The sequence below is a fragment of the Fusibacter paucivorans genome (assembly GCF_018390735.1).
Classification (GTDB): Bacteria; Bacillota; Clostridia; order Peptostreptococcales; family Acidaminobacteraceae; genus Fusibacter; species Fusibacter paucivorans.
Window position 1 is genome coordinate 1 of sequence record NZ_JAHBCL010000033.1, and the last position, 16,093, is coordinate 16,093.

Annotated in this window: 13 protein-coding genes; 2 read left to right on the top strand and 11 right to left on the bottom strand. The window is 40.5% G+C overall.

What is annotated here, in order from left to right; all coding sequences use genetic code 11:
* Nucleotides 1-1,078: 1,078 nt before the first annotated feature.
* The 4 genes from KHM83_RS15890 to KHM83_RS15905 form a co-directional block, all read right to left on the bottom strand.
* The gene (locus tag KHM83_RS15890) at nucleotides 1,079-1,996 is read right to left on the bottom strand and encodes a dihydroorotate dehydrogenase (RefSeq protein WP_213238031.1); all 918 of its coding nucleotides are present in this window, start codon (nucleotides 1,994-1,996) and stop codon (nucleotides 1,079-1,081) included.
* The gene (locus tag KHM83_RS15895; RefSeq protein ID WP_213238032.1) at nucleotides 1,989-2,771 is read right to left on the bottom strand and encodes a dihydroorotate dehydrogenase electron transfer subunit; all 783 of its coding nucleotides are present in this window, start codon (nucleotides 2,769-2,771) and stop codon (nucleotides 1,989-1,991) included. Before KHM83_RS15895 ends, KHM83_RS15890 begins: the two co-directional genes overlap by 8 nt.
* 143 nt (nucleotides 2,772-2,914) lie before the next feature.
* Nucleotides 2,915-3,847, bottom strand: a complete 933-nt coding sequence (pyrF, locus tag KHM83_RS15900) for an orotidine-5'-phosphate decarboxylase (protein WP_246543156.1) — start codon at nucleotides 3,845-3,847, stop codon at nucleotides 2,915-2,917.
* A gap of 1 nt (nucleotide 3,848) precedes the next feature.
* Complete coding sequence (locus tag KHM83_RS15905) at nucleotides 3,849-5,105, bottom strand: dihydroorotase (RefSeq protein ID WP_213238033.1); 1,257 nt, start codon at nucleotides 5,103-5,105, stop codon at nucleotides 3,849-3,851.
* Between the two features lie 658 nt (nucleotides 5,106-5,763).
* Between KHM83_RS15905 and pyrB the strand changes: the two genes are divergently transcribed.
* A complete protein-coding gene (gene pyrB / locus KHM83_RS15910; RefSeq protein ID WP_213238034.1) occupies nucleotides 5,764-6,693 on the top strand; it encodes an aspartate carbamoyltransferase in 930 nt (309 codons plus the stop codon).
* Nucleotides 6,680-7,108, top strand: coding sequence for an aspartate carbamoyltransferase regulatory subunit (locus KHM83_RS15915; protein WP_213238035.1), 429 nt, complete (start codon nucleotides 6,680-6,682; stop codon nucleotides 7,106-7,108). The genes pyrB and KHM83_RS15915 overlap by 14 nt, the downstream gene beginning before the upstream one ends.
* 85 nt (nucleotides 7,109-7,193) lie before the next feature.
* On the opposite strand, the gene KHM83_RS15920 is transcribed toward KHM83_RS15915, so the two are convergent.
* The 7 genes from KHM83_RS15920 to KHM83_RS15950 form a co-directional block, all read right to left on the bottom strand.
* Nucleotides 7,194-8,870: an NAD(P)/FAD-dependent oxidoreductase gene (locus KHM83_RS15920; RefSeq protein WP_213238036.1), complete on the bottom strand. Its 1,677-nt coding sequence runs from the start codon at nucleotides 8,868-8,870 to the stop codon at nucleotides 7,194-7,196.
* Nucleotides 8,867-9,091 carry a hypothetical protein gene (locus KHM83_RS15925; protein WP_213238037.1) on the bottom strand — a complete coding sequence of 75 codons (225 nt, stop codon included), beginning with the start codon at nucleotides 9,089-9,091 and terminating at the stop codon, nucleotides 8,867-8,869. The genes KHM83_RS15920 and KHM83_RS15925 overlap by 4 nt, the downstream gene beginning before the upstream one ends.
* Before the next feature lie 36 nt (nucleotides 9,092-9,127).
* Nucleotides 9,128-10,873: a glycosyl hydrolase family 18 protein gene (locus tag KHM83_RS15930; protein ID WP_213238038.1), complete on the bottom strand. Its 1,746-nt coding sequence runs from the start codon at nucleotides 10,871-10,873 to the stop codon at nucleotides 9,128-9,130.
* Nucleotides 10,874-11,060: 187 nt separating this feature from the next.
* On the bottom strand, nucleotides 11,061-12,506 hold the full coding sequence (gene amrB, locus KHM83_RS15935) for an AmmeMemoRadiSam system protein B (protein ID WP_213238039.1): 1,446 nt from the start codon (nucleotides 12,504-12,506) through the stop codon (nucleotides 11,061-11,063).
* 200 nt (nucleotides 12,507-12,706) lie between these two features.
* Nucleotides 12,707-13,432, bottom strand: coding sequence for a FadR/GntR family transcriptional regulator (locus KHM83_RS15940; protein ID WP_213238040.1), 726 nt, complete (start codon nucleotides 13,430-13,432; stop codon nucleotides 12,707-12,709).
* Nucleotides 13,433-13,585: 153 nt separating this feature from the next.
* Complete coding sequence (locus KHM83_RS15945; RefSeq protein WP_213238041.1) at nucleotides 13,586-14,389, bottom strand: DUF169 domain-containing protein; 804 nt, start codon at nucleotides 14,387-14,389, stop codon at nucleotides 13,586-13,588.
* A gap of 59 nt (nucleotides 14,390-14,448) precedes the next feature.
* On the bottom strand, nucleotides 14,449-15,795 hold the full coding sequence (locus tag KHM83_RS15950) for an APC family permease (protein ID WP_213238042.1): 1,347 nt from the start codon (nucleotides 15,793-15,795) through the stop codon (nucleotides 14,449-14,451).
* Nucleotides 15,796-16,093: the final 298 nt, after the last annotated feature.

Here is a 16,093-nt window from a genome sequence, read left to right on the forward strand (position 1 = left end):
TTCCTCTTTCGATTTCACAAACTCAAAGAATTGCGTGTTTTAATTCATTTGCGCTATTCAATTTTCAAGGTCCTTAGAAGCTTTTCGTTTCAGCACTTTTTCGCTAGAAAAAGTTGCGAGTACGAAAAGCGGTTTTTAGCGTTAGCTAAAAATCTTACATTTGCTATTTCTTACTTCTTTTCAATACAGTAACTTTTCACAGAAAAGTTATGAGTTTGAAAAACGGTTTTGACGTTAGTCAAAATCCTTCCTTATTTCTCATTGTATTTCTTCACCGTCTCAAAGTCTTTTCACGAACGTTTTTCGGTATTCGCCGATCATCATTCCGATTGTTCTTTACACATCCTTAACACCCTTCAAACTCAGTGTTTACAATGTGCGACAGCTTCTAAATTATATCAAACCTCTTTTTCATTGTCAATATCTTTTTCATAAGATTTTTGATTAATTTAGACTGTCGAAACAGTCACATTCTTTGCTAAACATCATTATTTTTTTGAAGTTTTTCAAGACTGCTTTGCTATAATAACATCACAATAAGAGCACGTCAACCCTTTTTTATAAAGTAAAATATTTCTGACTATTTACATATTCCCGTATATAGTGTTTAAGATACCTTTTCTTCTTATATATAGGTTTTTATACGACTTTTTACCGCAGTATTCACTTTAGTTTAAAATATAGCCATTATCATAAATGTTCTCCAAAAGATCAAGTTAACGATATTGAAATCTTTTTTCAATCCTTATTTTATAGATTGTATGCTCTTGAAATGACACCTTTGCTATCATGGTTGCCGCTTTTTCAATCTTGTTTTTTCGGTTAAAGCAATCTAAAATAAGAACCATTCTTCAATAGATGCTCAAGATCATAAAAGAGCAAGGGAACAGCGCCCTTGCTCTTTTATGTTTCATGAAAAACGAAATTACAATTCTTAAAAATCATTTCACAATTGGTATGACAAACAGCGGAAGCTTTCCGTTTCAGCACTTTTTGTTAAAAAAAGTTGTGAGTATAAAGAACGGTTTTTAGTGTTAGCTAATAATCTTACATTTTAGCAACGTGCACTATAAGAGCACTATCTCAAATCTCCGATCAATTGATTGATATCATCATACTGATAGGTACGCATGTATGTTTCGATCCCATTTAGTATTTCCGCTGTTACTTTTGGATTGGCAAAATTAGCCGTCCCAATCGCCAGTGCAGTTGCACCGGCCAGCAAAAACTCAATTGCATCTGCAGTATTGCTAATGCCGCCCATTCCGAGCACAGGAATTTTTACTGTTTGAGCAACATCATATACCATCCGCAGCGCTACCGGTTTTACCGCCGGCCCTGACAAACCGCCACTAATACGGTTAAGAACCGGTTTTCGTTTGTAGATGTCAATAGCCATGCCTGAGAGTGTGTTGATGAGCGCGATACAGTCCGCGCCTTCCTGTTCAACGATTTTGGCAATTGCCTTTATGTCTGTCACATTTGGGGACAATTTCACAATTAGATGCTTCTTTGCATGCTTACGCACTTTTGATACGACTTCTTTAACAACTTCTGGGTTCGTTCCAAATGCCAATCCACCGTTTTTAACATTCGGACACGATATGTTCAGTTCCAGCGAATCCACATCTTCATTAGAGAGAATTTGTGCCATTTCACAATACTCTTCAATATTATTGCCATTAATATTCGCAATAATCTTTGTTTGATATTGTCGCAAAAAAGGAATTTCTTCTTTTATAAAGGCATGTACACCGGGATTCTGAAGCCCAACACTGTTGAGCATTCCCATTGGGGTCTCTACAATGCGTATCCCTTCATTTCCCGATCTTGGCTCTAATGTAAGACCTTTTACCGAAATGGCACCAATTTGGTTTAAATCAATGTATTCACTGTACTCTCTACCAAATCCAAAAGTCCCCGATGCAACGGTAATCGGATTGTGCAGCGTTAATCCGTTGAGATCAACGCCCAGTTTCAATGACTGATTATGCATCAAAAATCACCTCACTTCCATAAAACATCGGACCGTCTTTGCACATACGCTGATGCTTATAACCGAAGTCGCCTTCTTTAATCTTGCAGGTGCAAACAAGGCATGCACCAATGCCACAGGCCATTTTTTCTTCCATAAGTAATTGTACCGGCATTTTTGCTGCATTCAGCACCGGCGTTATGGCTTTAAGCATCGGCGTTGGTCCACAAGCATACGTCATTTGGAACGGTTTCCAAATAATCGACTTTAAAGGTTCTGTTACAAATCCTTTTTCGTATCGGCTATCTGTCTCTGATACGATCTTTAGTGTATCTGATAAAGCATTAAAGGTTTCTTCCAAATACGGCTCATCCTTAAACCCTAAAATCGTCGTCACCTTAATATTCGGGTTTTCTCTTTTTAACACCTCAAGCAATCCCTTTACTGGCGCTATGCCGATACCGCCGCCAATAACCAGAATTTCCTGCTCATTGCTGTATTCAAAACCATTGCCAAGCGGCCCCATAATATCTATTTTTTCATCCACTTCATATTGATGAAGCTGCTTTGTGCCATCGCCTATTACTTTAATGGTAAATTCAATGCTATCTTTATCATAGCCGCTGACGGATATCGGACGTCTCAGCATCGGGCTGCCATATGCTGACGTCTTGATATTAAAGAACTGCCCCGCTTTAATGCTTTCAATAGCCTTAGGCCGTTCAACACATAACGTAAATACTTCATCGTTTATCTCTTTTTTTGAGATTATTCTAACCAGACCTTGAAACTTCATGTATCAACCTCTTTATAATTTAATTGTGAACCTCAACATAAAGCATACGGTTCATTAGCATACAGCATACGGTTCGTTCAGGTTATGGTGCATTTAACCAGATGCGTTTCATTTTTAAGCGAAAGCAGCGGCCAATACAAACATTACCAATATTGCTTGCCTACAGAAGACAACGTATCATTAATATCTTGCTTCATGGCGATTACCGCTTTTCTTGCTGCTTCTTGGTAATCACCGCCTATCTTTTCATAAGCAAAAATGATCCCTCTTGAGTTATTGACAATCGCACCAAGCCCTTTCGTATCAAAAGCGTTGATAACATCTTTTGCGCCGCCGCCTTGCGCACCATATCCTGGTACGAGCAGCATCGCTTTTGGCATCTGCGCTCTCAGCGCCGACAGTTCTTCCGGATACGTAGCACCCACAACAGCGCCCACTGGTGAATAGCCGAATTTACCACATATTTTATCATTCCAGCCAGCGACAATTTCTGCTGTTTTCTCATAAAGATGTTTCCCATCAGCCATTACCAAGTCTTGAAGCTGGCCTGATGTTGGGTTAGATGTCTTCACCAGTATGAAGATCCCTTTATCTTCCTGCACGATTTCAGCTTCAAATTCTTTCATACAATCATCGCCTAAATACGGATTAATGGTTGCAAAATCTGCCGGAAACCCCTGATAGTTTTTATTGCCAACTTGAACCTGTCCCAGGTGTGCTTTCGCATAGGCTTTTGATGTGGAACCAATATCGCCGCGCTTTACATCTGCGATGACAACCAGACCTTTTGAGGCTGCATATTGACAGGCATCTAGATAAGCAGCCATCCCCGGCAATCCATATTGTTCATAAAAGGCAACCTGCGGCTTAACTGCCGGCACTTCATCCGCAACGGCGTCAATAATGCCGCGGTTAAAAATTTTGATTGCCGCGGCTACCGCTTCCAGTGTCTCACCGTATTCCGCGAGACACTTTTCTTTAATTGCCTGTGGTATTTGATTAAATCTTGGATCAAGTCCTACGACAATCGGACTTTTCTTTTGAATGATTGCCTCAATTAATTGATCAATTATCATCCTATGCCTCCGTTCTCATGTATACACGCTTGCCTTGATAAAAAGTCATCACAACTTCCCCTTTTACTTTCATTCCGTGAAAAGGTGTATTTTTCCCTTTCGAAACGAACTGCATTCGATCAATTTCATACCTACTTCCAATGTCTAAAACAGCAATATTGGCTGCAAAACCCGGCTTAAGCGCACCAACATCTTTAAAACCTGCAATTTCAGCTGGTCTTGTACTCATTTTGACAATTAAATTTTCCAAGTCCATATAACCTGCATCTACTAATGATGTATATCCGACGGAAAATGCGGTTTCAATGCCGGAAATCCCATAGCTGGCTTGCCGATATGTTCCTTTTTTACTGGATTCTTCATGTGGTGCATGATCTGTTGCAATGATATCTACGGTTCCGTCAATTAATGCCTTGATGACCGCTTGCTGTGCCTTTGGCGATCTGATTGGCGGGTTAACCTTTGACATTGGCGAAAGTGTATTAACCATTTCATCATTAAGACCAAAATGGTGCGGCGTCACCTCACACGTCACGTGAATCCCCTGTTCTTTTGCCTCGCGAATATACGCCAGTGTTTGTTCACCACTAACATGCGCTACGTGAAGATGCCCGCCATATTGTTCGCAAAGCGCCAAATCACGTTTAACAATTTTGTATTCCGCTTCAATGGGATAAACCTCATCCTGGTAGTGATCCGTTATCTCATGGTCTTCTGAATGCGTGATAATCGGAACGCCAAAGCGTTTTGATGTTTCAAGCGCCTCAATCATCCATGTGTCACGCATCGTGGTACGTCCATCATCGGAAAATGCTATGGCACCTGCTTTCACGAGGGCATTATGATCTGTCAACGCTTGACCTGCTAATCCAACTGTTGTGGCTGCAATTGGCTTAATGTCAATGATGCCGTCACGCCACGCTATTGTCTGCAATTTCTTTAGCACTTCGACATTATCGACAACAGGGTTCGTATTGGCCATACATGCTACCGTTGTATAGCCGCCTTTTGCACAAGCTCGACTTCCTTGATAAATGGTTTCTTTGTGTGATAACCCCGGCTCTCTTAGGTGAACGTGCAAATCAATAAATCCCGGACAGACAATATAGCCTGTAACATCAATGACATCATCGCATGCCGCGGAAGTATCTTCCTTAACAATTGCTTCGACAGCACCATCACAAATAAGCACATCTGCCTTTTGATTGATTTTCTGTGCAGGATCTATTAACCAGCCACCTTTTAAAAGTGTTTTCACATTTGCCTCCCGTCTAATCCGTTCCATTACGATATCCACCGTATTTTGACGCATAAAAAAACACCATAGCGCCTGCTAGGTGTTCGTCACAAAAAATACGTGTGATGTCGTGTTCATTACCTTGCAGGTCTCTCGTACCTGATTAAAGGATTTTCTTCAATTTAACACAGCCTCCGCATCGTGTCAAGGTGAAATCACACTCATCCTCATTTAAAAACAATCTCATCCTCGGCCAAGTATTGGGATTAGTATCGCACAGCCTATCATGTCAAAATCGATCATTTAATTAATATAAATGTCATCGCATTTAAGTTGACCCTGAAATATCCCTGTGTTATGATGTTGATGAAAACAAAATAGCCTTTAATTTGATCCGTGAGGTCGAAAAGGAATTCTTTATAAGCCGAGTGAATAATAGTGGGATATAGTATGCGCTTAAGTGCGATGCATCTCTTTTTATCCACTGAATTAATAACGCTTATAATCATCATTTTTAATACAACAACCCTTTGCGACTTAACGTGAAGGGTTTTTATTATCAAAAAGAATCGAGCAACCCGTTTATATGGTTCTTTAAAAATAACTTCAGCAGCGTTGGCCGCTCGAATCTTGTTTTCCAAACTTTAAGAGATTCAGTGAAATCACAAGGAGGAATTTAATGAGACATCTTATTGAGCCGGAGGATTTGACTATTGATGAGATCAATCGTCTCGTCGAAGTGGGTTTAGACATGTACAATAACCCAAAGGTCTACAACAAAATCTGTGACGGTAAAATATTGGCATCACTTTTTTTTGAACCCAGCACACGCACCAAATTCAGTTTTGATAGCGCTATGATGCGTCTAGGCGGCAATGTTATCGGATTTGCAGACGCTTCGACCTCATCGACTTCAAAAGGTGAAAGCCTTGCAGATACGATTAAAGTCATGGGGGCTTATGCTGACATCATCGTCATGCGGCACCCAAAGGAAGGTGCACCGAAGCTCGCTTCTCAATATTCAAGATTGCCAATTATCAACGGCGGCGACGGCGGCCATCAACATCCAACGCAAACATTGACCGACCTTATTACCATCAAACGTTTTAAAGAAACCGTCAATGGACACAACGTCGCTTTTTGCGGTGATTTAAAATACGGACGTACGGTTCACTCACTTATTCGAACCCTTGCCCGATTTGGCAACACAAAGTTTATTTTAATCTCTCCTGATGAATTAAAACTGCCCTCAGCGTTAAAACGTCAGCTCATCAATCAATACGGTGTCGAACTCGTCGAAGTAACCAGCATGGAAGACGTTATTGACGACATCGATATTCTCTATATGACGCGAATCCAAAAAGAACGTTTCTTTAATGAAGAAGATTATCTCAAACTTAAGAATTCCTATAAATTGACACGTGAAAAGTTAAAAAATGCAAAACCAGATATGATCGTCATGCATCCGCTACCGCGTGTTAACGAAATCGGTTACGATGTAGACGACGACAAGCGCGCTGTCTATTTCGAACAGGCGGAAATGGGCGTTTACGTACGGATGGCTTTAATCAGCATGATGTTGGAGGTGGGTCCATATGCTAGAAGTTAAGGGAATTGAAAATGGTATTGTCATTGATCACATCCAAGCAGGCAAAGGTCTGAAAGTTTTCAACAGACTCTTTAGTGCAACCGATAATTCCGTTGTACTTCTGATGAATGTCACCAGCAAACAGCTTGGGCGAAAAGACATTATCAAAATTGAAAATACGTTTGATGTCAATATGGATATTTTAGGGATTATCGATCCTAATATCACCGTTAATATCATCAAGAACAACAAGCTCGTTGAAAAACTGAAAGCAGAGATCCCTAAATCTCTAAAAGGCGGCTTACAATGTCAGAATCCGCGCTGTATTACGCATACAGACGATTATGCAGAACCAGAGTTCAAACTGATCAGCGCAAATGGCAAACTCGAGTATGAGTGTTCATATTGCGAAGAGATTACTGTCTATAAGCTTTAAATGATTAGACCCAGCAGGGCATCTCCAATGCTCCTTGCTGGGTCTTTTACATCAGCACAGTATCAACTTTCAAAATAAACGTTGCTTAATGGTTGAGGCATTTCAATAAAATGCTTTCGGCTACTTTTATGCCATCAATCGCTGATGACGTTATCCCACCTGCATATCCGGCACCTTCACCGCAAGGATACAAATCACGATAAGCTACACTGACAAGTGTCACAGGATCTCGATGAATCCGTACCGGTGACGAACTTCGCGTCTCAACGCCCGTTATAATCGCCATCGGATGATCGAAACCCGGAATTTTTCTTCCAAATACAGGGATTGCTTCTTTAAGCGCTTCAAGCACGGGGATCGGTAAAATATCTGAAAAATCATTTTTTACTGTTTTTGGTCGATATGTCGGCTCAAGCATCTCAAAATCAGTTAAATTCGTAAAGCGTTTTTGTACAAGACGCGCTTCTACAGCCTGTTTCGAAGCAACGCGCTCTGTATCGCACCCCTCTAAAAAATCTTCTAAGCGGCAGCATGGCGCCGCGTATTGTGCATCAGCCCGAAACGCTTTGGCTTCAATTTGCCGCTGGAATTCAATGCCGGCAAGCGGGTGTTCTGATGGAAAATCATCCGGCGTCACATTGACGAGCAATGCGCTATTACTGTTAGAAAGTGCCCGTGCATACTGACTCATGCCATTTACCACAAGATGTCCTGCCTCCGAGGCAGAAGCAACCACTTCGCCTCCTGGGCACATGCAGAAACTATAGACACTACGCCCCCCAGATGTTGTATGGGTTAGCTTGTACTCAGCAGCCCCCAGTTTAGCTGCCAATACACTGTCACCATATTGAATATGATCAATCATCCGCTGCGGATGTTCTATTCGCACACCAACTGCAAAAGGTTTTGCCGACATCGCAACACCTTGCCGATATAGTTGATAAAACAGTTTTCTGGCACTATGACCGGTTGCGATAATCACCGCGCTCCCTTTTACAATATCACCATTCGCCAGCTTAACACCCGACACGGTCGCATCTTCCAATAGGATCTCGGCTACCTCAGATTGAAAGCGTACTTCCCCACCCAGTGCAATAATGCTATTGCGTATATGCTTGACGACACATTTTAAATAATCCGTTCCAATATGTGGTTTTTGTTTATAGCGTATCACTTCTGGTGCACCAGCAGCAATAAACGTTTCAATGACGTACTGAATGCGTTCATCTTTCACACGAGTGGTTAACTTACCATCGGAAAAAGTCCCTGCACCGCCTTCGCCAAACTGAACATTTGATGTTTCATTCAGTTCACCTGTCTGCCAAAAGTGTTCAACGGTTTTCGTCCGTTCATCTACAGCCTCACCCATTTCCAATACAATGGGATTAAGTCCTGCTTCCGCTAATGTCAAAGCGGCAAACATTCCCGCCGGTCCAAATCCAACGACAATCGGTCGCTCTGATAACAATTTTTTATCCTTTTGGTTTTGCAGCTTTTCTCTGAAACGGTTAATGAGTGTTGCCTCATAAGGCGGTGGCGATTCTTTGAAGCCTTTGCGCAGCAGTTTTGCTTCCATCGTCGTTTCAACATCGAGGCTGTAAGTATATACAACGCCTTTTCTGGCATCAATAGATTCACGTCTTATATAATAGGCTTTAACGGCATCAGTTGGAATCCCTAGCTTCTGTGCAATTTTAGATCGCCACTTTGCATCTGTTGCCATCTCATCAACTTTAAACTTAATCTCTGTTACCCTAATCATTTTAATTGCTCCTGCTCATCCAGGATAATATCTCTCGGCTCTACCATCCCTAATTCTTTTGCGCGTTCAATAATCTCGGTATCAGCAATTCTTTGATGTGTGCTAACATAATCTGCAAAGTATCCAATAATACCATAAAACATCAACGAAAGTCCCGCAACCAGCAAAATTAATGCACGCATAATTTTTTTCGTATTGACTACAAGTCCTAAGTTTTCCACGAGCAACTCCTTACATTCATTATTGTAAAATCCGCATCACTTCTCCGCGTTTAGCTCCGTCTGCAACGTTCTGAAAAAATTCTCTGCTTCAAAACCTCGTCGCCAGAACGCATAGCCGCCAAGTGACATCGATTCAGATAATTTAATTTTATGCACAATGGTTTCAATGTTTTCAATCCATATCTTTTTGATGAGATCATCTTCAACATAGGATACAAAATAGAGCCGATCTATATCAGACCATGTCGGCGAAAGCCCTTTTTCTTCGATGAGCGCATCTTGAGTCGCAATGCCAATAGCGGTCGAACTCACGGACATCTGATCAATCGCTTCAGCATTGGGCTTTTCTGACCACACCCTCGTGTAAAGCGGGATTCCCATGATCATTTTCTCGCTCGGCACCAGTTCAGCAATTACTTTCAAACTTCGTTCTGCCCAATCATATGAGGCAACCGGGCCGCTAATTGGACTTGAACTCCAATATTCATCATAAGTCATAACGACGAGATAATCAACGATGCGCCCAAGTACTGCCCGATCAAAACATTTGGACCAGTTATCACTCTCTGCTATAACAGTAACATCCATTGACAACGTGATATCAAGCGGCTTTAAGTACCAAGACAACTCATTGATAAAATTCGAAAGAGCATCTCGATCCTCTAAGTAAATATTTTCAAAGTCAATATTAATGCCGTCATAATTTTTTGCCAATGATATACTGACAATTTGTTCAATGAAATTCATACGCGCATCTGAACTCGCAAGAAATTCATGCGTTAAATCCGGGTCAAAACGATTGGTAATTAACGGCCATATTTCATAGCCCTGCTCCTTTGCCCACTCGAGATAGCGATCGCCAGACTTATCAGTGAAATTGCCAAAGGCATCTTCCATTTCATACCATGTCGGTGACACGACATTAATCCCAACGAGATTGGTAATCTTATTGACGTTTGGATTGTGCTGTCCAACGTATTCCCAGATCATATGTACGGGTTCAGTCTTATTTTGTTCAACCATTTCCGTTTCATGAAAAGCAACTGCATCAAGTGATATATAACCGACGTTACCGCTTTTCGTCACTACCATAGCTACCGCATCATCAATCGCCTGCGCATAAACAGTTTGGTTTGTTTCAATCTTTTCAACAAAGTCTGGTCCTGTAAATAGTGCTTTAAATTGCGTCATTTCTTCAACAACATTTAAATGATCCGACACATCGTCAGGCGATCGATAAATCCCTTTACCCGACTTCAAAACATCATTTGGGGTTCCAATGCCAAAGATAAGCATTCGTCGCGCTTCATCATATTGCATTGTTAGATCTAAACGCCCATTTACATCAATATTCTGCCACTCATCCATCGCAAGATAACGTTCACCATTAATCATTTGCATGCTGACGGTATTTTCCACAGCTACGCCATTCCAAGTGACGCTGCCATCGTCCATTATGGTAACAAATTGATCCTTGCCAACAAGGTTCAGCTGTCCTTTTTCGGCATCATAATGAAATGTCCAGTTTAAATCTTTAAACCATCTGAGTTTCATAAAAACGTGCCCATCATCTGCCATCTTTCCCAATACTGCTTCAGACAGATCGTCAACAAGAATTTGATTCCCAGTCGCTAAAATGACTTCATTTGTTGAGGGAACAACCGCATGTTGTTCAAAGTGATCTTTAAGCCATTGTCGCAGTTCAATATTCAAGTTTAGATTAATCGCCAGAACCAAACTAACGATACAAATTATCACCAACAATACATTCAATTTTTTCATATAGGCTCCTATCAAAAAGATCATTAGGCCATATAGCCGAGTCGCATCATTTATCGAAAGGCATGTGGATAAGTTGTCTGATTTCCACATTTGCTGTTGATAAAATTGATCTGTCGATCAAAGGCCAACAGCGGTTTTTAGATTTTATCCCCACTATACACATCTTACACACAGTTTGTCGGGATACTCAAAGATATCTATCCACAGTGAATCGATACGTTTCTTTAATATCCTCCACAAGAAAACCGCCTTTATGCGCAGCAATCCGCATTTGTTCCACAACACTATCCACACCTTCAATAGCAGGCAGCAAGACACCACTATTTAGGCCATCCGTCACAAAGATACCATACTTTCTAGAGTCGAGCAGTGCTGTTGATGTGATTGCTTCAAGCGGTGACAAAACATCTACCGAAATGGTCAGCAATTCATACTCACTCATTCCGATTGGTTCAAAACGAGAATCGTGAGAAGCGGCTTGCGCAACATAATAGGCAATTTTTTCATACAGTGGTGCTTTCGTGTCACTCCCTACACTGCCAATACAGCCTCTTAGCGCCCCATCTGATTTAATTGAAACAAAGACGTCAGCTGTTTTCGTTAAAAGCTGTTTGCTTACCGCTTCATCTATTTTAAATTTTTCATGATTAATGATATAGGCATTCGCTCTGATTTCAATCCGCGGCGGCAATGAATCTTGCAGGCGTGCTTTTAATACGCGAAGTGCATAAGTCGCAATTGGCGACATCCGCTTTCGCACTGCATCTGTTCGTGTTTTCATTTTCGCTTTAAAAAGGACAGCTCTCCGAGCGCCCACACCATCGATTTTTTCAAATTCAGCAACAGCATAACCTACGCCAAAAGGACCTTGATAGCTCAACCGATTTGTTTGATATGCTTGACATTCGTAAACCCCAAGCAGCAGCCATAGAGGCCCTAAACCACAAATCGCCGCCTCGGCGATTGTCTCAGGCGCCAATATTGCCAAACGTTCAATATCACTTTTTTCAAAAGCTTCACAAACAGCATTGTCAACAACTTTACCTGCCGGTTTATATTGATAAGGTCCTTGATCATTGAGTGTATGTGATAAATCGCCACTGGCGATAAAAAGTACTTTTCTGTTAACTTGTTCGGCCGCTTTTCTAAGTAAAGCACCTGATTCGATAAGTTCTGCTGGTGAAAAATCAGCATCTGACAAACATACAAGTTTAAAATTATGGTAATGACGTGTTATAAAATACAGCGGTACTAACACGCCATGATCCAACGCTGTATCGAGTTCAAACTGCTTGAACTGATTTTCTTTCAGTGTATAAAACCTTTTATTGGCCGTTCGATTGCATTGCATCAGCGCATCAATGTATTTTATGTCCTTTTCAAAAGAAAAGGTATGATCAAAATCACCAAATGCTTTCAAGTCGCCACGATAGTCATTTTGATCATAAATGGCAATGGCATCTGTAAACCTCGGCCCATGGGGTGATATGACGACAATCGTTTCCGGTGCCATTTCTGCAACGCGCTTTCCCACTTCGTGCATCGCCTCAAACGTCATTTTAACCTGCGGTGCTTCTGATATGCCAATATTCGGCAAAAAAACCGGTGCATGCGGCATAAAGTAATTTTTCATGACATTTCTCCTTTGCATTGATGCTTATACCCATTATATCAAATCTATTGTAAGCTTTTTGATGACAATATGATGACGATGCATTTCATGAAATCATAAGAGATCAGATCGTGCAAAAAGCTCCGGCTAAATAGCCAGAGCTTTCAATAATCTATTCATTGATTGACCACCCAATTGTCAAACTCGAAGAATACCTGATTCTAAAGCATATGCGTTAACTTCTTAACAATTTTAACAGCCTCTTCAATGTTATCAGATTTAATTGAATTAACAATTTCAGCATGAAAGTCAACTGCTTTTTTATAATAATCTTCATCATGAAGATCAATTTTCTGATTTTCCGGATATTTCTCCACTGTATAATGCTGTTCTAAGTATTCTAAAAATATCGATCCAATAAGGTCATATGAATAAACGAACATACTGTTGCCTGACATTTTACATATTTGCCTATGAAATTCGTAATCGGCTTCTGCAAATGTCTTTTTATCTTTTGCCTTTCCGGCAACCGCCATTTTTTCACAACAGAGAATCAGCGTCTTCAAATCCTTAGGGCGAATGTTTTTCCCAGATAATATTTTTAATGATTCCGTTTCAATAAGGCCTCTAAATTGATTAAAGTCATCATAATCAATATTGTGAAGCATCATGCCCGAAACATGGTTGACGATATTGTAAAATTTGAAATCAAGAACAAAGTATCCCCCACCATCTTTTGCTTCCAGCATACCGAGTGCAACCAATTTGTGCAGTGCCATTCGCACCGACATTCTACTGGCGCCAAAATACTGTGCCAATTCATTTTCTGAGGGTAGTCGATCATTTGGAAGCCATTCTTTTTTTTCAAGTCTCTCTTTCAAATCAAAAAAAATTTTATCTGTAATATTCTTATGAACAATATTTTTAGTCTGTTTTGCGTTTGCCATTCCAATTTCTCCATACTCGGATTTTCTTTTCATTTTATCACATGGTTAATTACGGTACAAGACGGTGCCCGATAAGTAAAAATAGACGGGAGAATCCCCCGTCTATTTTCATTCTTAACATTTGCCAGTCAGAAAATATAACAATACTGTATTTTACCAATCCTTGCCTTGATCTAATCCCCAAGCACTATACAACTTGTTGTAAAATGGCGGGCGTGCAAAATCGCCTTCCATGTCGTAAACAAACGATTCACTGGTCATACCTTTTTTAAGTTGCCACTCTAACCCTCGAGTAAATGCATCGTACTGCGCTTTTGGAATCGAAAGAATAATATCGTTTTCATCTGTTAACGCACGGGCATAATCCCCCGGATCCGGCAATGTTATACGGTAGTCGCCACCTAAAAGCGACGGTATAATCGACCAGACACAGGAATCAATCGGATCAAAACGACTTTCTACTAGAGCACCTTTTTGACTTTTAATTCCCAACAGCAACGTTCTTAGCTGAGCATTATTACAGTTAACGAGAATAATGTCCGGCGTAAATGGTGCTTTTGCCAACGGCGCCACCATAATTCCCGTGTATTTTTCGTGTGGCAACCGTGGTATATTTTCAAAAAAATCCTTCGCCTTTCCAATGTCCTCAATGCCAATCATGCGACTGATTTCTTCAAATGCCTCATCACCCCGTTCACACCGAATATGACCAAATGCTACAAGCGGCGCCCAGCACCAATGATCCTTTTTTTCCATGTAAACCATCTTGCCTTCTCTTCGCGCCATTGCAAATGCTTGACACAGTGCAATATGCTTTCCCATCGTCTTTAGCGGGCGTATAAAATCTGTTGAAATTTCCGTATCTTTTTCAGCAAGTTTTACCGCCATTGCATCATAGCGTTGATTAGCCGCTTCCTTTATTAACTTAAAAAGCACTGCATTTTCATTATTTACCATTCAATTCTCCTTTATCCAATATCAAAATGGTCTTTTCCCAAATGATTTCTAACCCGTGATTAGTCTTCCCAAACCGATGTCTGAATCTGAACCTGTGGGCTCTTTGCTCTGAAAAAACCATAGCTCATACATACGAGCATTGCAATCATACTAATGATCACCATTGAAAGTTTTGCTGTTTTAATCGAATTATAGAAAATAAAGAATTGGATACACAGCGCTATAAACGTCAAGAAATAATATAAGCCGTCTGTGACATGCATATGTGATCGCTGCCATGCTGATGCAAATTTTTTCGGAAATTTAAAGAAAGCAGCAAAATAGATAAAGGACATACAAGAAGTCATTAATTGCAGATTACTGGTAATTTCAACAATGGAAAAGTTAAATAACTGCGGTAAAACACCTGATAGAGATACCAAAATCAGCATCGGAATACTTGCACCGTGTTTATTGGTGATATTCCATGATTTTGGCAGCCAACCGTCAATACAAGCCTGTTTAAATGGTATTTGATAATAAGCAATACTCGCGTTGATCGTTGTGACGAGCGCTATCATAGGCCCTGCCACAATAAAGTAAACAAAGAGCGGCGCCGGTAAAATCGCCCTTGCAACAGCCGTCATCGGTTTTCCAGCGACATCTGCCAGTGGTAATACACCCGCAGCAGTAATTGCTACGCTCGTATACAAAATAAGCAAGCTGATTGCCGTCGCAATATAAGCCCACGGAATATCGCGCTTAGCATTTTTAGCAAATTTACCATAAGTCATCGTCAAAGAGTAACCAATCGTCGAGTACATAAATATTGAAATCGTACGTACAAATGACGTATTGCCATTTGCCATAAAATTATCTGCCATCACATCAAACAGCGGATTGTTTATTTGGAAAAAGCCTGCTATCGAGAAAAGCACAAGCGCTGATATCAAAAGCCAAGAGCATACCTTTTGTATTTTTGCCATCATATTTACCCCAAAACTATTAATAATGACAAAAATCATAATCAATGCAGAACCCGCTACCCTCGAATCAATTGCAGGTATTAACGAATTTGTGTAGACGCCAAAAGATAATCCCATCGCTGCCATGCCCAGCGTCGTCGGAATAAAAGCGAGCGCCAGCATTCCTGAAATCCGATAATCAAGTGTGCTGGCAACTAAAGAATACGGACCTGCACCAAAACGCAGCGAACTCGTTATAAAAACATATGGCAGCAGTGATATAAATCCAAGAACAACTGCAATTGCATAAGCTAGCCATACAGAATAACCCGTTAGCCCAATCATTGGTCCCACTAGTGTGATAACGCCTACACCAATGACTTGACCAAGCGCAATGGCATATAATTCACCTTTTCCTAATTTCCCTGGGGGTGGGGTTGGTGTGTTGACAATCTTTTGCATTATATATTCCTCCTCAAAAATTTAATTTTGTTATGAAATATTTACGAATAATCTAATCACTCCACACCTGTTATACAGATAGATTGTAACATCACACTTTTATGCTGTCAACAATTGACCTTAATAAATTCTCTTTATCTTTGTCCAACATGCCAAGAATCAGCAATTTCAACCATAAAGCAATTTTAATTTTAACATTTCAACAATTGTCATCTAAATAATCTAGATAGCTATTGACATTTATACAGAACCATCACTATAATTAAATCATCACATCTGTTATACAGGTTTATCGTTA